At 60.6% G+C, this 21,446-nt stretch carries 15 protein-coding genes; 7 read left to right on the plus strand and 8 right to left on the minus strand.

All coding sequences use genetic code 11. The features are described from left to right. The first annotated feature begins 60 nt into the window (after positions 1 to 60). Positions 61 to 2,130, plus strand: a complete 2,070-nt coding sequence (locus LVW35_RS02765; protein WP_233893602.1) for an AsmA family protein — start codon at positions 61 to 63, stop codon at positions 2,128 to 2,130. A 60-nt stretch (positions 2,131 to 2,190) separates the two neighbouring features. Here LVW35_RS02765 and LVW35_RS02770 read toward each other — a convergent pair whose 3' ends face one another. Beyond that, positions 2,191 to 2,721 carry a ferritin-like domain-containing protein gene (locus LVW35_RS02770; RefSeq protein ID WP_233893603.1) on the minus strand — a complete coding sequence of 177 codons (531 nt, stop codon included), beginning with the start codon at positions 2,719 to 2,721 and terminating at the stop codon, positions 2,191 to 2,193. A gap of 168 nt (positions 2,722 to 2,889) precedes the next feature. Between LVW35_RS02770 and LVW35_RS02775 the strand changes: the two genes are divergently transcribed. After that, positions 2,890 to 3,780 (plus strand): esterase/lipase family protein, encoded by an 891-nt coding sequence (locus tag LVW35_RS02775; RefSeq protein ID WP_233893605.1) that lies wholly within the window; start codon positions 2,890 to 2,892, stop codon positions 3,778 to 3,780. On the opposite strand, the gene LVW35_RS02780 is transcribed toward LVW35_RS02775, so the two are convergent. Then, positions 3,777 to 4,646, minus strand: coding sequence for a DMT family transporter (locus LVW35_RS02780; protein ID WP_233893606.1), 870 nt, complete (start codon positions 4,644 to 4,646; stop codon positions 3,777 to 3,779). The genes LVW35_RS02775 and LVW35_RS02780 overlap by 4 nt on opposite strands. Positions 4,647 to 4,743: 97 nt before the next feature. Here LVW35_RS02780 and LVW35_RS02785 point away from each other — a divergent pair, with 97 nt between their 5' ends. The 3 genes from LVW35_RS02785 (at position 4,744) to LVW35_RS02795 (ending at position 7,040) form a co-directional block, all read left to right on the plus strand. Continuing rightward, entirely contained in the window at positions 4,744 to 5,532 is a 789-nt protein-coding gene (locus tag LVW35_RS02785) for an AraC family transcriptional regulator (protein ID WP_233893607.1), read from the plus strand. Between the two features lie 71 nt (positions 5,533 to 5,603). After that, entirely contained in the window at positions 5,604 to 5,903 is a 300-nt protein-coding gene (locus LVW35_RS02790; RefSeq protein WP_017849707.1) for a PsiF family protein, read from the plus strand. A gap of 123 nt (positions 5,904 to 6,026) precedes the next feature. Continuing rightward, entirely contained in the window at positions 6,027 to 7,040 is a 1,014-nt protein-coding gene (locus LVW35_RS02795; RefSeq protein ID WP_016976954.1) for an AI-2E family transporter, read from the plus strand. Between the two features lie 84 nt (positions 7,041 to 7,124). Here LVW35_RS02795 and LVW35_RS02800 read toward each other — a convergent pair whose 3' ends face one another. Further along, the gene (locus LVW35_RS02800; RefSeq protein ID WP_233893608.1) at positions 7,125 to 8,393 is read right to left on the minus strand and encodes an Hsp70 family protein; all 1,269 of its coding nucleotides are present in this window, start codon (positions 8,391 to 8,393) and stop codon (positions 7,125 to 7,127) included. Positions 8,394 to 8,630: 237 nt separating this feature from the next. Between LVW35_RS02800 and LVW35_RS02805 the strand changes: the two genes are divergently transcribed. After that, complete coding sequence (locus LVW35_RS02805; protein WP_233893609.1) at positions 8,631 to 9,566, plus strand: DnaJ C-terminal domain-containing protein; 936 nt, start codon at positions 8,631 to 8,633, stop codon at positions 9,564 to 9,566. A gap of 85 nt (positions 9,567 to 9,651) precedes the next feature. Continuing rightward, positions 9,652 to 17,682 carry an NEL-type E3 ubiquitin ligase domain-containing protein gene (locus tag LVW35_RS02810; protein WP_233893610.1) on the plus strand — a complete coding sequence of 2,677 codons (8,031 nt, stop codon included), beginning with the start codon at positions 9,652 to 9,654 and terminating at the stop codon, positions 17,680 to 17,682. Positions 17,683 to 17,963: 281 nt separating this feature from the next. Here the strand turns inward: LVW35_RS02810 and ureC are convergent, their stop codons facing one another. From ureC to LVW35_RS02835, 5 genes are all read right to left on the minus strand, one after another. Continuing rightward, positions 17,964 to 19,664, minus strand: a complete 1,701-nt coding sequence (ureC, locus tag LVW35_RS02815) for an urease subunit alpha (protein ID WP_233893611.1) — start codon at positions 19,662 to 19,664, stop codon at positions 17,964 to 17,966. 116 nt (positions 19,665 to 19,780) lie between these two features. Then, positions 19,781 to 20,086, minus strand: a complete 306-nt coding sequence (locus LVW35_RS02820; RefSeq protein WP_233893612.1) for an urease subunit beta — start codon at positions 20,084 to 20,086, stop codon at positions 19,781 to 19,783. Then, a complete protein-coding gene (locus tag LVW35_RS02825) occupies positions 20,083 to 20,616 on the minus strand; it encodes a GNAT family N-acetyltransferase (protein WP_233893614.1) in 534 nt (177 codons plus the stop codon). Before LVW35_RS02825 ends, LVW35_RS02820 begins: the two co-directional genes overlap by 4 nt. 5 nt (positions 20,617 to 20,621) lie before the next feature. Beyond that, positions 20,622 to 21,134, minus strand: coding sequence for a GNAT family N-acetyltransferase (locus tag LVW35_RS02830; protein WP_326489599.1), 513 nt, complete (start codon positions 21,132 to 21,134; stop codon positions 20,622 to 20,624). 9 nt (positions 21,135 to 21,143) lie between these two features. After that, the gene (locus LVW35_RS02835) at positions 21,144 to 21,446 is read right to left on the minus strand and encodes an urease subunit gamma (protein ID WP_010213535.1); all 303 of its coding nucleotides are present in this window, start codon (positions 21,444 to 21,446) and stop codon (positions 21,144 to 21,146) included.

A 21,446-nucleotide genomic window follows, 5' to 3' on the forward strand; every position in this document is an offset into this window, starting at 1 on the left:
TTCTATTAAGCTGTCATCAAAGGCTGTGACCCAGCCAGTCGTATTCAGGAGTCCTGTGCAATGACGCGCACTCGTAAAATTGTCGCTTGGAGCTGCGCCAGCTTCGTTCTGTTAATCGCCGTGGTGGTGTTGGTCCTGGTGTTCTTTGACTGGAATCGCATCAAGCCGCCTCTGAACGCCAAGGTTTCCGAAGAGCTGCATCGACCGTTTGCCATCAACGGTAACCTGGCGGTGGTGTGGGCGCGTGAGCCCGATGAAGGCGGCTGGCGCGCCTGGGTGCCATGGCCCCACGTGATTGCCGAGGACTTGACCCTGGGCAATCCCGACTGGTCGAAAACCCCGCAAATGGTCACCCTCAAAAAAGTCGAACTGCGCATTTCTCCACTGGCGTTGCTGGTGCAGCGTGTGGTCATCCCGCGCATCGACCTCACCGAGCCGAGCGCGCAGTTGCAGCGTCTGGCCGATGGCCGCGCCAACTGGACCTTCAAGTTCGACCCCAAGGACCCGAATGCCGAGCCCTCCAGCTGGGTGGTGGACATTGGCGCCATCGGCTTCGACAAGGGCCACGTGACCCTCGACGACCAGACCCTCAAGACTCAGCTGGATGTGATCATCGATCCGCTGGGTAAACCCATTCCCTTCGGCGAAATCGTCGGCGACGCTGATGCCAAGAAGGCCCTGGAAAAAGGCTCCGCACCCCAGGACTATGCGTTTGGCCTCAAGGTCAAAGGCCAGTACCACGGCCAGAAGCTCGACGGCAGTGGCAAGATCGGCGGCCTGCTGGCCTTGCAGGACGCGGCCAAGCCGTTCCCGCTGCAAGCCCAAGTCAAGATTGCCGACACCCGCATCGCCCTCGCGGGCACGCTGACCGATCCGCTGAACCTCGGCGCGCTCGACTTGCGCCTGAAACTCGCCGGCTCCAGTCTGGGCAATCTGTACCCGTTGACCGGCGTGACCCTGCCGGATTCGCCGCCCTATTCCACCGACGGCCACCTGATCGCCAAGCTGCACGAAGCCAGCGGCGCCTCGTTCCGCTATGAAAATTTCAACGGCAAGATCGGCAACAGCGATATCCACGGCGACCTCGCCTACGTCGCCAGCCAGCCACGACCCAAGCTCAGTGGCGCGTTGGTGTCCAACCAACTGCTGATGACCGACCTTGCACCCCTGATCGGCGCCGACTCCAACGCCAAGCAAAAGGCTCGTGGTGGCGACAGCAAACAGCCGGCGACCAAAGTGCTGCCGGTGGAGGAGTTCCGTACCGAGCGCTGGCGCGTCATGGATGCCGATGTGGAGTTCACCGGCAAGCGCATCGTGCACAGTGCCGATCTGCCGTTTACCGACCTCTACACCCATCTGGTCCTGAATGACGGCGAGCTAAGCCTCGAGCCCCTGCGTTTCGGCGTGGCCGGCGGCAAGCTGGATGCGCAGATTCGTCTGAACGGCCGCATCATGCCAATGGAAGGCCGCGCCAAACTCACGGCGCGTAACTTCAAGCTCAAGCAGCTCTTCCCGACCTTTGAACCGATGAAAACCAGCTTTGGCGAACTCAACGGCGATGCCGACATTTCCGGACGCGGCAATTCCGTGGCGGCCCTGCTGGGCACCTCCAACGGTGACCTGAAGATGCTGATCAACGACGGCGCCATCAGCCGTGGCCTGATGGAAATCGCCGGGCTCAACGTCGGCAACTACGTGGTAGGCCGCCTGTTTGGCGACAAGGAAGTGAAGATCAACTGCGCGGCGGCAGACTTCGGTATCAAGACGGGCCTGGCGACCACGCGGTTGTTTGTGTTCGATACCGAGAACGCCATCATCTACATCGATGGCACGGCGAACATGGCGACCGAGCAGTTGGACCTGACCATCACGCCGGAGTCGAAAGGCTTCCGCCTGTTTTCCTTGCGTTCACCACTGTACGTCAAGGGGCCATTCATCAAGCCCAATGCAGGTGTGAAAGCCATTCCGCTGGCACTGCGCGGTGCGGGCATGGTGGCGTTGGGTGTGATTGCCGGGCCGGCGGCCGGGTTGCTGGCATTGGTCGCGCCGAGTGGCGGTGAACCGAATGAATGTGCACCGTTGCTGCAGCAGATGAAGGAAGGCAAGGCGCCGAAAACCGTTAAAGGCTGAAACGGCAGATGAATAAAAGGGGGGAGCTGGCTAACCGGCTCCCCCTTTTGTATGTCGCAGTTACAGGCTTTCTAGAATGTCAGCCATATCGTCGGCATGCTCTTCTTCCTGAGCCAGGATTTCTTCAAACAGACGGCGGGTGGTTGGGTCTTTATCACCGATGTATTGGATGATTTCGCGGTAGCTGTCCACGGCAATCCGCTCGGCGACCAGGTCTTCGTAGACCATTTCCTTCAAGTTATTGCCCGCCACGTATTGCGCGTGGGAGTTCTTCGACAGCAGGTCCGGGTTGAACTCCGGCTCACCGCCCAACTGCACGATGCGTTCGGCGAGTTTGTCAGCGTGTTCGGCTTCTTGGGTGGCGTGTTCGAGGAACTCCTCGGCGGCGACGGACGCCTTGATGCCGCTGGCCATGAAGTAGTGGCGCTTGTAGCGCAGCACGCAGACCAACTCGGTGGCCAGGGATGCGTTGAGCAGGCGGATGATTTCTTCGCGGTCGGCGTCATAGCCTTCGGTCACTGCGCCGTTTTCGACGTTCTGACGAGCGCGATTGCGCAGGGTTGCAACGTCAGTCAAGTTTGCTTCGGTCATCTCATTCTCCTGGTGCTAATCCGGTTTTGCGCCACGCTCTGCCGGCGTGATCGCTCCAAGTTGTGAGTCCCGCGTCACGCAAAAAGTTTTATCGGATTTATGTCATCACCGCGTCGCGTGACTGGGCTAGCCTCTGGTGAGTCTTTTCTGATCAAGGACGTTCGGCCCATGCCGCAGTCGTTAGCCACGCGTTACCCACTGGTACTGGTCCCCGGGATGCTCGGGTTCGTGCGCCTCGGGTGGTTCCCCTATTGGTACGGCATCATCCCGGCGCTACAGGCGGGTGGGGCGCAGGTATTTCCCGTACAGGTGGCGCCGTTGGATTCCAGCGAAGTGCGTGGCGAGCAATTGCTGGTGCAGATCGAGCGCATCCGCCGTGAAACGGGGGCCGACAAGGTCAACCTGATCGGCCACAGCCAGGGTTCGCTCACCGCGCGGTATGCGGCAGCCAAGCGCCCGGAGTGGGTGGCGTCGGTGACGTCCGTGGCCGGGCCCAACCATGGCTCGGAGCTGGCGGACCACATTCACCTGAGTTACCCGGCGGACGGCGTGAAAGGCCGGATCATGAGCGCGCTGTTTCACCTGGTTGCCGGGGTGATGGGCATGCTGGAAACCGGCTATCGCGGGCCACGCTTCAAGATGGATTTGCAGGCCTCCCATCATTCGCTGACCAGTGCGGGCGTGGCGCTGTTCAATCAGCGCTATCCACAGGGGTTGCCGCAGACATGGGGCGGGCAGGGGGCTGAAGAGGTCAACGGCGTGCGTTATTACTCGTGGTCCGGGACGTTGCAGCCGGGCATCACCGACCGTGGGCGCAACCTGTTCGATGGGACAAACCGCAGTTGCCGCTTGTTCGCCCGCAGCTTCGTGCGCGAAAAAGGCCAGTGCGACGGCATGGTCGGCCGCTACAGCTCGCACCTGGGCTTGGTGATCGGCGATGACTACGCTCTGGACCACTTCGATATCGTCAACCAGTCCTTGGGCCTGGTGGGCAAGGGCGCCGAGCCGATCCGACTGTTTGTCGAACATGCCCGACGCTTGAAGGAGGCTGGGGTTTAACGCACCGGCGTGGTCCAGCGCTCCGACAGAATCACCCCGCCCAAGGTCAGCAAACCGCCCACCAGGTGGTACAGCGCCAATTCTTCCTTCAACACGACGGCGGCGATCAAGGCGGTGATCAACGGCAGCAGGTTGAAAAACAGCGTGGTGCGGCTCGGGCCCAAGGTTTTTACCGAATGCATCCACGCCAGTGGCGCGACCATCGAGGCCAGCAGGCACGCATACAGTACCAGCGGAATGTTCGCCCAACCCAAGCCTGCCTTCGCCGAGAACAGAAACAGCGGAAACAGCACCATCACCGCCACCAACACCTGCAAATACAGCAACACCAACGGCGGCAGACGCAACTGCCATTTTTTCAGCAAAGTGCTGTAGACCGCGTAGGCCAGGGTCGCGACCAGCATCATGCCGTCACCCCGGTTGACCCCGTGTTGCAGCAAGGCGTCGAGGCTGCCGGCGCAGACCACCACCACCACGCCGGCGAACGACAGCACTGCACCGGTGAGCGCGCCGTAGGTCAAGCGTTGGCCGAGGCTGATGATCGCCGCCGTCAGCGCCATCAACGGCATCAATGACAGGATGATGCCCATATTGGTCGCGGAGGTCAGCGACGCGGCGTAGTACGCCAGGCTCTGGTACACCGCCATACCCAGCACACCGAGGATGAACACCTTGCCCAGGTTCGGCCGGATCAGCGCCCAGTTAGCGATCACCGCCTTGATCATGAACGGCGTGAACAACAGTGCCGCCAGCAACCAGCGGTAAAAACCGATTTCTGCCGGGAACAGCGCGCCCACGGCCAGTTTGTTGACGACGGTGTTGCCGGCCCAGATGAAAATGGCCAGCAAGGGATAGGTGTATTGCATCGAAAGGAACCCAGTGTGTTGATGAGGCAGGATTATCCATTGTCTGGATCGAAGCCTATACTGCGACCCAGCCAAACCACCTCTGTATCCAGACAATATGGCCAAGCACAACGTACGCCTTCCGGATTTCACCCGGCTGCCTAGCCCGGTGTACTTTCGCTATTCGGATTTCGCTCCTGACACCGAGTGCACGCCGCACCAGCATTTCTGGGGCTCGCTGGATTACTCGGCCAGCGGTGTGATGCGCATGGAAGTGGCCGGCAACCGCTTCATGTCGCCGCCGCAATACGCGGTGTGGGTGCCGCCGCATACCGAACACAGCTCCTACAATGCCGAGGCGATCGTCTACCACTCCGTAGGGCTGGCGCCGGAACTCTGCGAGCAGTTGCCCCAGCAGCCTTGCACCCTGGCGATCAGCGATATCCTCAAGGCTATCCTCAGCGATTTCGCCCTGCGTGACGTGAACATGCCGCAGACCGACGCCGACATCCGCCTGGCCCAGGTGCTGGTAGACCAGCTCAAGCAGGCGCCGATCCACGAATGCTTTTTGCCCTACGCCCGCCACCCCGGTTTGCTCGGCGTGCTGGAAGGCATGCAGGCCGACCCTGCTGACAACCGCGCCTTGGCGCATTGGGCCGAGCAAGTCCACGTGAGCGAACGCACCCTGGCGCGCCTGTTTGTACGGGAACTGGGCATGAGCTTCGGCGAATGGCGCCAGCGCTTGCGTTACCTAGCGGCCATCGAGGCTCTCGACAGCGAGCGCAGCGTGCAACATGTGGCGTTTGACCTGGGTTACAGCACCGCGTCGGCCTTTATCGCCATGTTCCAGCGACAGGCGGGCTGCACCCCTGAGCAGTACCGGCGGACACATCTCCGTGGTCGATGAACATGTAACAAGCTTTGACTACACTGCTGGGTAGGCCGTGCCGCCCGGCACGGTAACAGGGAGAAAACTCCATGAAGATGCTGCGAATTCCGCTGTTGATGATGGGCCTGCTGCTGTGTTCCCAAGGCTTTGCTGCCACCGCCCAGCAAAATAAAATGACCACCTGCAATGCCGAAGCGACCACCAAGACGCTCAAGGGAGACGAACGCAAGGCGTTCATGAAGACCTGCCTGTCCGCCCCAGCGGCCAATGACGCCAAGACCCTGACACCGCAACAGCAGAAGATGAAGGATTGCAATGCCTCAGCGAAAACCAAGGCGCTGACTGGTGATGCGCGCAAAACATTCATGAGCACTTGCCTCAAAGGCTGATCCCACAGGTGGGAGCAGGCCGCCTGCTCCCACACTTGATCGCATTCACTTCTGACCCACTCGCTTGATTCTCTCAAGGCTGGCAGACTGCCCATCCTTTAAGGCCGTTCGTTTTGAGGCTGTATGCCAACGTTTTCTCAGCGTCACGTGATATTGCTGGCCAGCTACATCATCATTTTCGGCGGACTGCTACTGGTACTGCCGCTCAAATTGCTGCCCAGCCTGTTGGCCGGTCTGTTGGTGTTCGAGCTGGTCAATATGCTCACCCCCCAACTGCAACGGCTGATCGAAGGCCGGCGCGCGCGTTGGCTGGCGGTGGCCTTGCTCGGCACCCTGATCGTCAGCGTGCTCACCCTGATATTTGCCGGTGCCATCAGCTTCCTGCTCCACGAAGCGGAAAACCCTGGGGCCTCACTCGACAAATTCATGGGTGTGGTCGACCGCGCGCGGGGCCAGTTGCCGCCGTTTCTCGATGCCTACCTGCCCGCCAGCGCCGCCGAGTTCCGTGTCGCCATCGGCGACTGGCTGAGCAAGCACCTGAGCGAACTGCAGCTTGTGGGCAAGGATGCCGCCCACATGTTCGTCACCCTGCTGATCGGCATGGTGCTAGGCGCCATCATCGCCCTGCAACGCGTGCCCGACCTGACCAAACGCAAGCCCCTGGCTGCCGCACTGTTCGACCGTCTGCACCTGCTGGTCCAAGCCTTTCGCAACATCGTTTTTGCACAAATCAAGATTGCCGCACTCAACACGGCGTTCACCGCCGTTTTCCTTGCCGTGGTGCTGCCGCTGTGCGGGATTCACCTGCCGCTGACCAAAACCCTGATCGTGCTGACCTTCCTGCTCGGCTTACTGCCGGTCATCGGCAACCTGATGTCCAACACCCTGATCACCATCGTCGCGCTGTCGCTGTCGATCTGGGTGGCGGTAGCAGCGTTGGGGTATCTGATCGTGATCCACAAGATCGAGTACTTCCTCAATGCGCGGATCGTCGGCGGGCAGATCAGTGCCAAGTCGTGGGAATTGCTGCTGGCGATGTTGGTGTTCGAGGCTGCGTTTGGGCTACCCGGCGTGGTGGCGGGGCCGATTTATTACGCGTATCTCAAGAGTGAGTTGAAGCTTGGGGGGATGGTTTAGAAGCAGCTTTGAGCTGCAAGCTGCAAGCGGTAAGTAAAAGCGGATTTGCTTTTAACTTGTCGCTTGCAGCTGAAGACTTACCGCTTAAAAGCCATACCGTTTGCTGGCCTCAATCGCCAGACCACTGCCGATACTGCCAAAGATATTCCCTTCCACATGCCGCGCATTCGGCAGCATCGCCGAAATGCTGTGGCGCAGTGCCGGAATCCCGCTGGAACCCCCGGTAAAGAACACCGTGTCCACTTGCGCCACGCTCACCGAAGCATCGTTGAGCAGCTGCGTAACGCTGCCTCGCACACGCTCCAGCAAGCTGTCGATGGATGATTCGAACAGCGCTCGGCTCAGGTCGACACTCAAGCCAGCTTCAATACGGTCCAGCGCCACATGGCGGCTGTCCTCGTGGGTCAGCTGGATCTTGGTTTCCTCCACTTCCATCGCCAACCAGTGCCCGGCGCGCTGTTCAATCAACTTGAACAACCGGTCGATACCGCCGGTGTCTTCGATGTCATAGCGCATGCTGCCCAGGGCCAGCTGGGATTTTTGCGAGTACACCGAGTTGATGGTGTGCCAGGTGGCCAGGTTCATGTGGTGGCTGGTGGGCATGTAGGCGCCGCTCTTCATGCGGCTGCCGTAGCCGAACAGCGGCATCATGCCGTTCAGTGAGAGTTGCTTGTCGAAGTCGGTGCCGCCGATGTGCACGCCGCCGGTGGCGAGGATGTCGCTCTGGCGGTTGTCATTGTGGCGACGGTCCGGCGCCAGGCGCACCAGGGAGAAGTCCGACGTACCGCCGCCGATGTCGACGATCAGTACCAGCTCCTCTTTCTGGATAGTGGACTCGTAGTCGAACGCCGCCGCAATCGGCTCGTACTGGAACGAGATGTCCTTGAAGCCGATCTTGCGCGCCACGTCGACCAGGGTGTTCTCGGCCTCTTGGTCGGCCATGGGGTCGTCATCGACAAAAAACACTGGGCGGCCCAGCACCACTTCTTCGAACTCACGGCCGGCGTTGGCTTCGGCGCGGCTCTTGAGCTGGCCGATGAACAGGGCCAGCAGGTCGGTGAACGGCATGGCCGTGCCCAATACGCTGGTGTCGTGCTTGATCAGCTTGGAACCCAGCAGACTCTTGAGCGAGCGCATCAGCCGGCCTTCATAGTTTTCCAGGTATTCATGCAGCGCCAGGCGACCGTACACCGGGCGGCGCTCCTCGAAGTTGAAGAACACCACCGACGGCAGGGTGATCTTGTCGTCCTCCAGCGCGATGAGCGTCTCCTCGCCGGGGCGGATCCAGCCGACGGTGGAGTTGGACGTGCCGAAGTCGATGCCGCAGGCACGGGCTGGGGATGAGTTTTCCATGACAATCAGGTTCCGGTTGAAAAACGGCCGCGCAGTGTATGCCAGTCGAAGGCGGATGCGTAGGCCGGCTATCTGTAAATACGCCTTGAAAGCGCGGAATTTGCCCCCACATCTGCTGCATACGGCAAGTGCCGATAACACTTTGACGCACCCCCTGGCCACATCACTCAACAAGTGCAATGCAGCGCACGTTGTGCCCCGGGCTGTGCGATCTCGATTAAGGATGGTGAACCGCCGATGGATTTCAAAGACTACTACAAGATATTGGGCGTAGAGCCGACGGCCGACGACAAGGAAATCAAGGCGGCCTATCGCAAGCTCGCACGTAAATATCACCCCGACGTCAGCAAGGAAAAAGACGCCGAAGCCAAGTTCAAGGATGCGTCCGAAGCCTACGAGGCGCTCAAAAGCGCCGACAAGCGCGCCGAATACGACGAGCTGCGCAAATACGGCCAGCATGGCCAACCGTTCCAGGGGCCACCGGGCTGGCAGAGCCGTGGCGGCTTTGGCGGCGGTGGCGGCGAGGATTTTTCGGACTTCTTCAGCTCGATCTTCGGCTCCCGCGGTGATGCTTTCGGTGGTGGCCAGCGCCGTCCAGCCGGGCGCAAGGGCCAGGACGTAGAGATGCAGTTGTCGGTGTTCCTTGAGGAAACGCTGTCCACTGAATCCAAGCAGATCAGCTTCCAGGTGCCGCAGTACGACGCCTCGGGTCGTCACGTGACCAACACCACCAAGAGCCTGAATGTGAAGATCCCCGCCGGCGTGGCCGATGGCGAGCGCATCCGCCTCAAGGGCCAAGGCGCACCGGGCATCGGCGGTGGCGCCAATGGCGACTTGTATCTGATCATCAAGTTTGCGCCGCATCCGAAGTTCGAAGTGGATGGCGAGAATCTGATCATCAACCTGCCGCTGGCGCCATGGGAACTGGCGTTGGGTACGGAGGTGGCGGTGCCGACCCTCACCGGTAAGATCAACCTCAAGGTGCCCGCCGGCAGTCAGAACGGCCAGCGCATGCGCGCCAAGGGCCATGGTTTGCTGAACAAGAGCGGACAGCGCGGTTATCTGTTTATCCAGCTCAAGGCGATGATGCCTAAAACGGCCGATGATGAAACCATCGCGCTGTGGCAGGCGCTGGCGAAAAAAGCCGCGTTCAACCCTCGGGAGAATTTCTGAGGCATCGGGCACCGCGCTAACTATCTAGCGCGGGTCGTTCCATCGGGCATGGTGTGCTGACGCTCCCAATCAAAGGAGCGGCACCATGCCCGAAACCATCCCTTCCACGTCGCAGTCACGTCCGCCAATTTCGCGCAGCTTGCATGGCGTGTTCATTGAGCAATCGATTCCCGACTGGCTGATCAACGCCACGCCCGAACGCCTGGCCGCCTTCAAGGCCGCCCCCGCGCAACCGCCGCTCTGGTATCGCCAGGCAACCCCTGCCCAGCGCCAGGCCTTGCACACGCAAACCATCGCCAGCTTCACCGCGCAAATAAGCCTGGATAAAGCCATGGCCGGCCTGCAAGGAGTGGATCAATTCGTCGAGCCACTGCTGGTCCAGGCCCTGAAGGATCAATTCAACGTCACTCTCGACGTCAACAACACGTTCTTGCAACTCAGGCAGGCGGTGGAAGTCGGCATCCTCGGTATCGATGTTGCCAGCTACGACGTGCTTAAGCTGCCGCTGTTGCAGGCCGCGCTGCATAACTTCGAGGCGTCGGAGTCTGAGTCAGGCGCCTTCCATGAAACATCAGGATTTATCGAAAAGGACAGCATCACTGGCCTGTTCAAGCCCGTCGCCACAACGTTGACTGTCGCGCAGTTCACCGGCCTGTGTCGCAGCCTGGATGTCGGCGCCAAGTATCAGGTTTACCTCAAAGACTACGTGCACCCTAAAGATGGCCTGGCCGGACAGGTGCTGCGTGAGAAGTTCACCACGGCGCAGAAAGCGGCGCTGCGTGTCGCGGCAGAGATGGCGCTGCTGAAAAAAGACATCGAGCCTGATGACTATCGCATGATTCTTTCAGTGATCGCGGGCGAGCAATTCCCGCGCCTGGGTGGCAAGCCTGTGTGGTTTCGAGACCTGAGCCTGATGAAACACCGCATGACCGGCTGTGTGATCTTTGTGATCAGCGAAAAATATCGCTACACCGATGAAGTGATTGTCTACATTCCCCACGATCCCTATTCGCCCCTCAAACGCTATACCGCCGCGGCCATGGACCGTGCATTCAAGCAGCGTTTTACCGAACGCGACGCCCGCGCCCCCAATGACGGCAACCCCACGCCGTACCAGAGGTTTTTCAGCCAGTTCGTAGACTATGCCGATCTCCCGGATTATTTCAGCCAGCTCACCGAGGCGGTACCGGACGCTTCGTTTGCGCGCAACGCAGCGGGGTATGCGCCGTTGCTCAATGAATTCGCCAATGGCTTCAACCCATTTTCTATTTTTACCGAAATCCGCCACTTGCCACCCGGACCACCCCCTGCCCGAAAGGCCAACCCCGATCCCTTCCTTGCCCCTACCGCCTGGCCGCGTGCCGGCCATGGTCTGTGGGTGGAAAACATCGAGTTGTGGGGGTACTTGTTCGATCAGCAACGCGCCAAGCTGATCGCCGATGCGCGTGCCCACGCGGTGCCCACTGCAGACGTGGATGCGCGGGTACGCTCGGAAAAGCTCGCACGCCTGCTCAATCTCGGCATGTTGCTGCTCACCACGGTATCGATGTTCGTACCGGGGCTGGGGGAGTTGATGCTCGTGGTCATGGCCGGGCAGTTGTTGTACGAAAGTTTCGCTGGCGCCATCGAGTGGAGCGAGGGCGATCGACAGGCAGCCAAGGCGCACCTGTTGGATGTAGCGCAGAATCTTGCGTTGCTGGCCGTGACGGCAGGCGCAGGCAAGGGCCTGGCCAAGCTGGCGTCGGTCAAGGCAGAGCCGGTGATCGAAAGCCTGGAGTCGGTGACCTTGCCCAATGGTGAGACGCGGCTGTGGAAACCTGACCTGAGTGGCTACGAGCAAGCCATTGCCCTCAACGGTGAACCCAACACCCAAGGCCAGTTCCAGCGTGACGGAAAAACCTATATTCGCCTGGAAGGTAACGTCTACGAACAGGTATGGGACACGGCGCAGAAGCGCTGGCGCATTCGTCACCCCACCGACACCGAGGCCTACCAACCTTTGCTCGAACACAATGGAAGCGGTGCCTGGCGCCATACCCTGGAGCGCCCGCTGAGTTGGGACCGGCTCACACTATTGCGGCGCATGGGCACGGTGACTGAAGGCCTGAGTGATGAAACCCTGCTCAAAGCCGCCGATATCAGCGGCGTAGAAGACAACACCTTGCGCAAAATGCACTTGGACAACGACTTGCCACCGCCGGCACTGATCGATGCGCTGCGCCTGCTGGAGGCGGATCAAGGCGTTGTCCAAGTGATCGAGCAACTAGAGGGCGCACGGCCGATCAACGGTCGCTACCTGTACAGCCTGCCCCTGGTCACGCAAATGCCGCGCTGGCCATTGGGCCGGGTCTTGGAAGTGTTCGAGGGGGCGCAGTTGCGCGGGCGTTCGGTCAAATATGGCTCCGAGCGCGTCATCCCCTTGCGTCAGCGCAAGGCGTCCATTCGCATCAGCCGCGCTGACGTGCTCAGCGGCGACTTGCCCCAGCGTATTCTGGCGCAGATGAGCGAAAGGGAAATAACGTCCATGCTCGGTGGCGAACCGGCGCGGGTTATTGCGGCCAGGCCGCAAGAGTTCAGCAAGCAATTGGCGGACTTTGCCCGTACGCGCAAACCGGCGATCTTCGAAAGCCTCTATAAAGGCAATGAGCCGCGCTCGCCCTGGGTGGCCCGCCTGCAACGCGAGTGTCCAGGGCTGAGTGACGCGGCGGCCCACAGGGTATTGGCTCAAGCCGATGCCGAAGAAGTCGCACGTATGCAGTCCACCCACAAGCTGCCCTTGCACCTGCTGGAACAGGGCCGTTGGTATGCGGGGCAAGGCCGCCTGGCGCGGGCTTATGCGGGGCTGTACGGTGAAAATATGGCTTCACCCGACAGCTATCATCTGGCCTTGCAAACACTGGCCAAGCTGCCGGGTTGGCCGCAGGACCTGCGCCTGGAGGTTCGCGATGGCAATGTGAGCGGCACCTTGCTGGACGCGATTGGCGAAAAAGGTGCTGGCAGTCGCAAGTATCTGGTCAAGCGCGGCCCGAGCTATCAGGCATTTGATGAGCGGGGCGAGGCGCTTAACAGTGTCCCGGTCGACGGCGATAACTTTTATGCCTCGTTGATGCATGCCTTGCCGGATGAAACCCGCCAGTCATTGAAGGTTCCCGAAGTCAGCCGGTACGGGCAATTGCAAAGCAAGATCAGCGAGTACGCAGTGGAACATCGCCTGGAGTCGGCGCGCATCGTCAGCGGGCGTTCACGTCATCAGCCTTGGTTCAGGCCGCCGCAGCGTATCACCGCTAGTCTATTGGGCTATCCGGCCAGCGGACGAGGGGAGGGCGTGGCGGTCGACTTGAGAGCACGGGTCCAGGCGGTATATCCGACCTTGACTGACGATCAGGCCGACGGTTTTATCTTGGCGCAGATGCTCAATGACAGGTCGGATCAAGACATTGTTCACCGGCTTAATACGTTGCAGCGTGAATGGCAAACCCTCGCGTCGACGCTGGATCAGTGGGTGGCTGAGCCGCCGGTGATGAGTGCCGACAGTAGGTTCTGGGGAACGAGCAAAAGCAGTATTGCCCAAGCAATCAAGGACAGCTGGCGACATTCGCCGTTGGCCAGTGACTCGCGCTACGCCACATTGGAGCTTTTTTGCAATGAGCCACTGCCTGCGCTGGAAGCCGATTTCTCCTATGTGCGGCACCTGCGCATAGGCGGCTACGGACTGACGGATGCCAATAGCGCAGCGTTACTGGCGACCTTCCCGAATGTCGAGAGCCTCAGGATCACCGTCACCAGCCAGCAGTTTCGCACGGTGCCCGACACCCTGGGCACCTTGAACCAACTGACAGACCTGACAATCTCCACGCAAATGCCGGCGCAGGCCTTTGCGCAAGAGCAGGTTGCAAAACTGGAGCAGTTGACACAATTAAAGTCCTTGACACTTGACGGCGTGACGGAGTTGAACCGTGAGTTGGATGTCAGCCGCCTGACCCAATTGCGCAGTCTGACGTTGTCGAGGGGGTTTTATGCTTCGCTTCCCACCGGAGCGCTCCAACTTCCCCATTTGGAGCGCTTGAACCTCAAGGGAGCGACCGTGCGCACGCTGCCGCAGGCGCTGCTGCTCCCTGGACATGAGCGGCTGTGGCGCGGCCTCTCGCTGGATTGGGCGAGGCTCGATGGCGAGCAGTTTCGCGGCGCCTATGACTACGTGCGCATCCAGCCTGAGCACTTGGCAGACCAGGAAGAAATGGTCGGGGAATACTGCAAGGCTCAGTTGGATCAGCTTAGCGCGCGTAGCCGTTCGGTGATCAACTTCCCCCTGTCGTTGGATCAGTCGACACTCCTGCGCAATGCCTTCCTCAACCGCTGGATAGGGGCGCAGACCCGATTCGACGCCATCGAGGCCCTGCGTGCGGAGCATGCCGAACTGACCGAGCGTCTTGAGGCCTGGAAGGGCGCACCGACGCTGACTCCCCAGTACATGATGCAGATGCGAGCGGCCGAAGCGCTCAATAGCTGCTGGTACAACGGGGTGCTGCAACGCTATGGGATCGGCACCTATGCCACCGCGCTGGACCTGTCGAACGTGTCAGCACTTGAATTGCCGAATTTGCCCACGCAGGGCTTCAGTCACGTGCAAGACTTGAACCTGCAAGGCTTGCGTGCACCGCTCGCGCAGGTACGTGGGTTCATTCGTGGGTTCAGTGAATTGCGCAGCCTGAATCTTAATGATTGCGCCCTCAGCGAATGGCCGATGCAGCCTGGTGACCTTTCGAAGCTGGAGCACCTGGACTTGGGCAGAAACCCGATGACCCACGTGGACGTCAGCAACCTGTCAGGCTTGCGGGCTCTGAACCTCAGTGGAACCGGCGTGCAAGCCTGGCCGACAGGTGCCGAACACTTGGTGCACTTGAGTTGGCTCGACCTGCGCGACACCCCCATCACCGCGCTGCCCTCCGCAGCCCTGGTGCGGGATAACGTAGTGCTCAGTCTCAATCTGCACGGCGCTGCGCTGGATGTTTCGTCGCAGAGCGCTTTGACCACTGCGCTGCAGCGAGTCGAACAGGCACGGGCTTTGCCGGTTGGCGCCTTGGCGCGATTCGCCGCAGAAGAGGAGGCCACGCCGCGCTTCCCTCCACAAGAAACCGCCAGCACGGTCGCCCATGACCTGTTGACCCCGGCGCCGCAGCCTACAGGCGAAGGGCCGACCTGGCGTGAGCAGAGCATCCGTCGAATCCGACCCGACTATTCGGAGGATCAAGTGCGGAAAGCGCTGCAACAATTGCGCGTCGAACACCCGATTGAGACTGCACTCGATACCCTGCTCGGCAATCATAACCAAGCCTTGGACAGGCTCACCCGGGAACTCAATGGTTGGTCATTCATTCACCGCTCCACGGGGGACGGTTGGGAAATATCCTCCCGGAGCAGGACCACGGCGGCTTCGCGAATCGTCGAGTGTTGGCGCCAGGGCGTACTGGACGGCCACGGTCTGGCACCTTTCACGTTGGACCTCAACGGCTTGCAACTGGGTGACCTGCCGACACTATCCGGCGAGTTCTCCCATGTGGGGCGGCTGGACCTCACCGGCGTGCGACTCTCGGCCCAAGGCTCCAACGGTTTCCTGCGAAGCTTCGTCCATGTGCGCAGGCTGACACTCAGCGGTCAATCCCTGACGACACTGCCGGAGGCGGTAGTGGGCATGCCCCATCTGGATCAGCTTGGCCTGGCTAGTATCGACCTCACCGACCCGGCACCGCTGTATCCAACCTTAAGGCAGTTGACGCAGTTGCGTGTGCTGGATCTGGGTTACAACAACCTGTCTGCTTTCAGTGTCGAGCAATTGAGTCGCCTGGAGGATTTAGACCTGAGTCAAAACCTACTGCATGCCTGGCCGCAAGGTGCTTTACAAGCCCCCCGGCTGCGCAGGCTCAACTTGAGCGGTAACGAGATCGCGGAGATCCCTGAGCGTGCGCTCGAGGGGGGCCATGAGACCCTGATGGCGGGTGTCGACCTGAGTGATAACCGCTATTTGTCAGCGGCCAGTCTGCAACGGTTGCGCGATTATGCAGACAGCCGGGGGCTCGACAGCGTATTGGGGCTTTCCCTGGAAGAACTTGAAGGCGAGAGCGATGGTGAACCCCTCCCGGATGAGCCTGATGAACAGGTCTCCGAGGAAGAAACCCAGGCCATTCCTGAACAGTTGGCACCTTGGCTGGAGGCGTTGGCGCCTACTGAAGTTGAGAATTGCCGTGCATTGTGGCAACGCTTGGCGGCTGAGCCGGGCAATCAGGCATTTTTTCACCTACTGCTGATGATGCGCGATACTCAGGAGTATCAGGTATTCCGTGGTGACCTGACGCGTCGGGTTTGGAGCGTACTGGAAGCGGCTGATCGCAATACCGAACTGCGAGAGTCCTTGTTCAGTCTTGCCGCTACACATGGCACCTGTATCGATGGGCGTACCCTGACCTTCAGCAACCTGGAAGTGAAGACATTCGAGTACAACGCCTTGCGCGACGTGCCTGCGGGGTTGGAGCAGCGTGGGCAAGCCTTGTTGAAACTGTCACGCCAATTGTTCCGACTGGGTCAGGTGGAACGCCTCGCCGGCCAGCATATGGCGCGCAACGCTGACGCGGCTGAAGTACGCCTGAGCTATCGCATCGGCTTGACCCGCGGTTGGAGCGACGGTTTGCAACTACCTGGACAACCGCGAAGCATGCGTTTCGACCGGCCTGTCGAGGGTGAGGTACGCGCCGCCGCCTTGCGTGAAATCGAGCAAGCGGAAACAACGCAGCAGTTCTATGACGAACTGATTAGCCGTGATTACTGGGTGCGCTACCTCGAAGACAAATACCCCGATCAGTTCAGCGATCTGCAGCGCCGCCTGGAAGAAAAACAGAGCCAGGTCGAGGATGAACACCCCGATATTTCCACCCCGGCCTATGCCCAGGCGATGCAGTCGCTGGAAGTGGAACGCGGGCTTGAACGCAACGCAAAACTGCTGGCATTGTCGCGCCAGGAAGAAGCCGCCCTGGCACCCCCTGCCGCGGACCCCGACCTTGAAGTACTGGTAGAGCGTGCGCCAGGAACCCCGCGCGGGCTGGTACGTTCCCAGGCCCGACCGATCGTTTTCAACGACAGAACCTACTTTGTCGCGAGCATGCCCGATACAGGTGATGGCCTAAACTACCTCTTATGGGTGCCTTCGCCCGATGATCCGCAGGCATTGGTCAGCAGTGGAATCATGGCGAGCCCTGACGTGGCGGGCGTCTGGAGGCGCAGTGGGCGGCCAGGGGGGATGGTGACCGAGTCTTCCGATGATGAGTATGAGTTGGCGTCGGAGTCCATGCCCGTGCAGCCCTTCACCGCTGAGGAACTCAGCACCATGCGCCGTGCCGATCATTTTGCAACCACTCGCAATGTGTTGGGCTCTTACAACCGGGCACTCAACGGCAAGTATCCGCTGAGGGACTTCCAGGGTCGGCCGATGCGTATCAGCAAGCTGGAACGATCGGTCCAAGTGCGCCCTGGCGTCACCTACACCTCGGACCAGATCAAGCCCTACATCCAATTTGGTGGGCACGAAAGCGTGGCCAGGCTCTATGACGAAAAACTCCAACTGCGCCCGTTCACCGCTGCGGATATGAAAGCTCCCCAGGAACACACATTGGTAGGCCAGTCCACGGTAGTCGCCAACCGGCGCATTGCCAAAGGCGAGATGGTGGGCGTATATGCCGGCACTGTAATGCCCAGCGGTATGGTGGGCACCGGCGGAAACACGTTCACCATGACCGTCGGAAGCCGGCAGGTTCTGGAAGGGCGTACGCTGGTCACCGAACCGATCACATTGTCGGGGGACAATATTATTTCCAGGATCAATACCCTGTTTGAGTACGATGCCAACGGCAAGCCGGTACGGCAGGCGCGCCAGGGGTATAACGTGGAAAACGTCGCCTTCGATATCGAAGCGCAAATGCTGCTGGGCGTGGGGCCGGAGGCGAAATCGGTGAGCAAGAAATTACTGTTGAACACGGTATGGGCCATCGAAGACATTCCGGCAGGCAGCGAGTTGCGGATGGATTATCGCTACACCCAAGGGATGATAAAAACGTTGTATCCGTAACACCGCCAGCAGAGACAGGCACAGACGCGCGCCGATAATGAGTTAGCGCCGCACGCTTGGGAGCCGGGCCCAGGATGACCTTCTTTCAGCCCTGAAAGTTGATTATCCCATGCCCGACTCCTAAATCCCGCAACCTTCCACTGTGCCCGTGCCAGGTGAGCAAGGACGGCACTATACGTTCATCCGGCAGGCCATCGCCCCATGTATGGCCCCGCCAGCCTCGGCGAAGAGCGCAAGAACGTGCTGCGCAGTTTAACCGACCGGCTGATGGGCCGTGACGCTCAGAACAGGAAGTAACGCTGGGCCATCGGCAGCACTTCGGCCGGTTCGCACCACAGCAGCACGCCGTCTGCCTTGACTTGGTAGGTTTGCGGGTCCACTTCGATGTCCGGCAGGTAATCGTTGTGTATCAGGTCGGTTTTCTGCACGTCGCGGCAACCCTTGACCACCGCGATCTGTTTTTTCAACCCCAGGGCTTCTGGCAAGCCGGCGTCCTGGGCGGCCTGGCTGATGAAGGTCAGGCTGGTGGCGTGTAACGAGGCGCCGAAGCTGGCGAACATCGGGCGGTAGTGCACCGGTTGTGGTGTCGGGATCGAGGCGTTGGCATCGCCCATGAGGCTCGAGGCAATGGCGCCGCCCTTGAGGATGAGGGTCGGCTTGATACCGAAAAATGCCGGGCGCCACAGCACCAGGTCGGCCCATTTGCCCACTTTGATTGACCCGACGATGTGGCTCACACCGTGGGTGATCGCCGGGTTGATGGTGTACTTGGCGATGTAGCGCTTGACGCGGAAGTTGTCGTTGCCGGGGCCGTCGCCAGGCAGTGGGCCGCGCTGTTTTTTCATCTTGTCGGCGGTCTGCCAGGTGCGCGTGATCACCTCGCCCACACGCCCCATGGCCTGGCTGTCGGAGCTGATCATGGAGAACGCGCCGAGGTCATGGAGGATGTCTTCGGCGGCGATGGTCTCGCGGCGGATGCGGCTTTCGGCGAAGGCCACGTCTTCGGCAATGCTCGGGTCCAGATGATGGCAGACCATCAGCATATCGAGGTGTTCGTCGATGGTGTTGCGGGTGAAGGGCCGCGTCGGGTTGGTGGAGCTGGGCAACACGTTAGGGAAACCGCAAGCCTTGATGATGTCCGGCGCGTGGCCGCCACCGGCCCCTTCGGTGTGGTAGGTGTGGATGGTGCGGCCCTTGAGCGCGGCCAAGGTGGTTTCGACGAAGCCCGACTCGTTGAGAGTGTCGCTGTGGATCGCCACCTGCACGTCGTATTCATCGGCAACGCTCAGGCAGTTGTCGATGCTCGCGGGTGTAGTGCCCCAGTCTTCGTGCAGCTTCAAACCGATGGCGCCGGCCTTGACCTGTTCGATCAACGGCTCCGGCAAGCTCGCATTGCCCTTGCCGGTGAAGCCGATGTTCATCGGGAACGAATCACTGGCCTGGAGCATGCGCGCCAAATGCCATGGGCCGGAAGTGCAGGTAGTCGCGTTGGTGCCCGTGGCGGGGCCGGTGCCGCCGCCGATCATGGTGGTGACGCCGCTGGTCAGCGCTTCTTCAATCTGCTGCGGGCAGATGAAGTGCACGTGGCTGTCGATGCCGCCGGTGGTGAGGATCATGCCTTCGCCGGCAATCACTTCGGTGCTGGCGCCGATAGCCATGGTCACGCCGGGCTGGATATCCGGGTTGCCGGCCTTGCCGATGGCGTGGATGCGGCCGTTCTTGAGGCCCACGTCGGCTTTGACGATGCCCCAGTGGTCAATGATCAGTGCGTTGGTGATCAAGGTGTCGACCACTTCATGGGCGAGCAACTGGCTTTGGCCCTGGCCGTCACGGATCACTTTGCCGCCACCGAACTTCACTTCTTCGCCATAGATGGTGAAGTCCTGTTCGACTTCGACGAACAGCTCGGTGTCGGCCAGGCGGACCTTGTCACCAACGGTGGGGCCGTACATATCGGCATATGCCTGACGGGTGATTTTCATAGCCTCGGTCCTCGGATATGAGCTGCGAGCTTTAAGCTGCAAGCTTCAAGAAAAAGCAGGTGTGGCGCCACAAACTGCTTTTTCTTGCAGCTTGCAGCTTGATGCTTGCAGTCGACCTAAAGCTCGCCCATGACTCTTCCCGCAAACCCATAAACTCGCCGCATTCCGCTCAGGTCGACGAGCTCGACAGTCCTCGCCTGCCCCGGCTCAAACCGCACCGCCGTTCCCGCCGGAATGTTCAAACGCATGCCACGGCTTGCCGCACGGTCGAATGTCAGTGCGTCGTTGGTCTCGAAAAAATGATAGTGCGAGCCCACCTGGATCGGCCGGTCGCCGCTGTTGGCCACGCTGAGTGTGACGGTGCGGCGGCCCGCGTTGAGTTCGATGTCACCAGGCTGGATCTGATATTCGCCAGGAATCATGCAGGTTGCCCCAGGGTCTTGAAGTAGATGGCGGTCGGGCTGTAGCGCCCGTCCGGGCTTTGGCAGTAGTCGGGCAGTTCACCGATCTTGGTGTAGCGCAGCGACTGGTAGAAGGCTTCGGCGGGTGAGCCGGCTTCGGTGTCCAGGTACAGCAGGCCGCGCTTGTGCTGGCGCGCGGCGAGTTCCAGGGTGTTCATCAATTGCTGGCCGAGGCCATGGCGTCGCGCGTTGCTATGCACCAAAAGCTTTTGCACCTCGGCGCGGTTGAGTCCGTTGGCTTTCTGGCACAGCGCCAATTGCACACTGGCGATCACCTGTTCGTCGCGCACCACCACCCAGAGCAACAGGCTGGCGTCTTCGATACTGGCTTGCACGCCACGCAGATATTCACGGGCCTGGGCTTCATCGAAGTCGGCCATGAAACCGACCGACGCGCCGTGCCTGACCGCGTCCAGCAACAGCTCGATCAAGCCCAGACGATAGTGGGCAAAACTTTCCGCATTGACTCGACGCAGTTGCGCGGCGTTCATCGATGTCACTCCTTGGGCGGTTCGGCGCCCGGGTTCAAGGCCAGTTGCATGAAGGTCAGGTCCAGCCAGCGACCGAACTTGATGCCCACTTGGGGCATCTGTCCGGTGGTGATAAAGCCCAGGCGTTCATGCAGGTGGATCGATGCCCGGTTGCCGCTTTCGATGGCGGCGACCATCACGTGTTTGCCGCATGCGCGTGCGCGTTCGATCAACGCCGTCATCAGCAACGGACCGAGGCCCTTGCCGCGCTGATCGCTGCGCACGTACACCGAGTGCTCGACGCTGTAACGGAAACCTTCGAACGGTCGCCAGTCGCCAAACGAGGCGTAGCCCGTGACCTCATCGTTTTCCACCGAGACCAGGATCGGATAACCCTGGGCATGCCGCGCACTGAACCAGGCCTGGCGGTTGCCCAGGTCCACTGGCTGTTCGTTCCAGATCGCCGTGGTGTTCAGCACCGCGTCGTTGTAGATATCACGGATCGCCGGCATATCGTTCTGGGTTGCGTCACGGATCATCATCAGGCCTCACGCAATCGGCTGGTGGACGGTGACCAACTTGGTACCGTCGGGGAACGTGGCCTCCACCTGGATATCCGGGATCATTTCCGGGATGCCTTCCATCACTTGCTCGCGGCTGAGCAGGGTGGTGCCAAAGTGCATCAGGTCGGCCACGGTGCGGCCATCGCGGGCGCCCTCCATCAGGGCGGCGGAGATGTAGGCGATGGTTTCCGGGTAGTTGAGCTTCACGCCGCGTGCCAGGCGGCGTTCGGCCACCAAGCCTGCGGTGAAGATCAGCAGCTTGTCTTTTTCCCGTGGGGTCAGGTCCAT

Source organism: Pseudomonas sp. HN11 (assembly GCF_021390155.1).
Lineage (GTDB): Bacteria > Pseudomonadota > Gammaproteobacteria > Pseudomonadales > Pseudomonadaceae > Aquipseudomonas.

Excerpts from the sequence above, each read along its gene's own strand:
- LVW35_RS02765 (WP_233893602.1), top strand. The coding sequence starts at position 61 with ATGACGCGCACTCGTAAAATTGTCGCTTGGAGCTGCGCCAGCTTCGTT.
- LVW35_RS02770 (WP_233893603.1), bottom strand. The coding sequence starts at position 2,721 with ATGACCGAAGCAAACTTGACTGACGTTGCAACCCTGCGCAATCGCGCT.
- LVW35_RS02775 (WP_233893605.1), top strand. The coding sequence starts at position 2,890 with ATGCCGCAGTCGTTAGCCACGCGTTACCCACTGGTACTGGTCCCCGGG.
- LVW35_RS02780 (WP_233893606.1), bottom strand. The coding sequence starts at position 4,646 with ATGCAATACACCTATCCCTTGCTGGCCATTTTCATCTGGGCCGGCAAC.
- LVW35_RS02785 (WP_233893607.1), top strand. The coding sequence starts at position 4,744 with ATGGCCAAGCACAACGTACGCCTTCCGGATTTCACCCGGCTGCCTAGC.
- LVW35_RS02790 (WP_017849707.1), top strand. The coding sequence starts at position 5,604 with ATGAAGATGCTGCGAATTCCGCTGTTGATGATGGGCCTGCTGCTGTGT.
- LVW35_RS02795 (WP_016976954.1), top strand. The coding sequence starts at position 6,027 with ATGCCAACGTTTTCTCAGCGTCACGTGATATTGCTGGCCAGCTACATC.
- LVW35_RS02800 (WP_233893608.1), bottom strand. The coding sequence starts at position 8,393 with ATGGAAAACTCATCCCCAGCCCGTGCCTGCGGCATCGACTTCGGCACG.
- LVW35_RS02805 (WP_233893609.1), top strand. The coding sequence starts at position 8,631 with ATGGATTTCAAAGACTACTACAAGATATTGGGCGTAGAGCCGACGGCC.
- LVW35_RS02810 (WP_233893610.1), top strand. The coding sequence starts at position 9,652 with ATGCCCGAAACCATCCCTTCCACGTCGCAGTCACGTCCGCCAATTTCG.
- ureC (WP_233893611.1), bottom strand. The coding sequence starts at position 19,664 with ATGAAAATCACCCGTCAGGCATATGCCGATATGTACGGCCCCACCGTT.
- LVW35_RS02820 (WP_233893612.1), bottom strand. The coding sequence starts at position 20,086 with ATGATTCCTGGCGAATATCAGATCCAGCCTGGTGACATCGAACTCAAC.
- LVW35_RS02825 (WP_233893614.1), bottom strand. The coding sequence starts at position 20,616 with ATGAACGCCGCGCAACTGCGTCGAGTCAATGCGGAAAGTTTTGCCCAC.
- LVW35_RS02830 (WP_326489599.1), bottom strand. The coding sequence starts at position 21,134 with ATGATCCGTGACGCAACCCAGAACGATATGCCGGCGATCCGTGATATC.
- LVW35_RS02835 (WP_010213535.1), bottom strand. The coding sequence starts at position 21,446 with ATGGACCTGACCCCACGGGAAAAAGACAAGCTGCTGATCTTCACCGCA.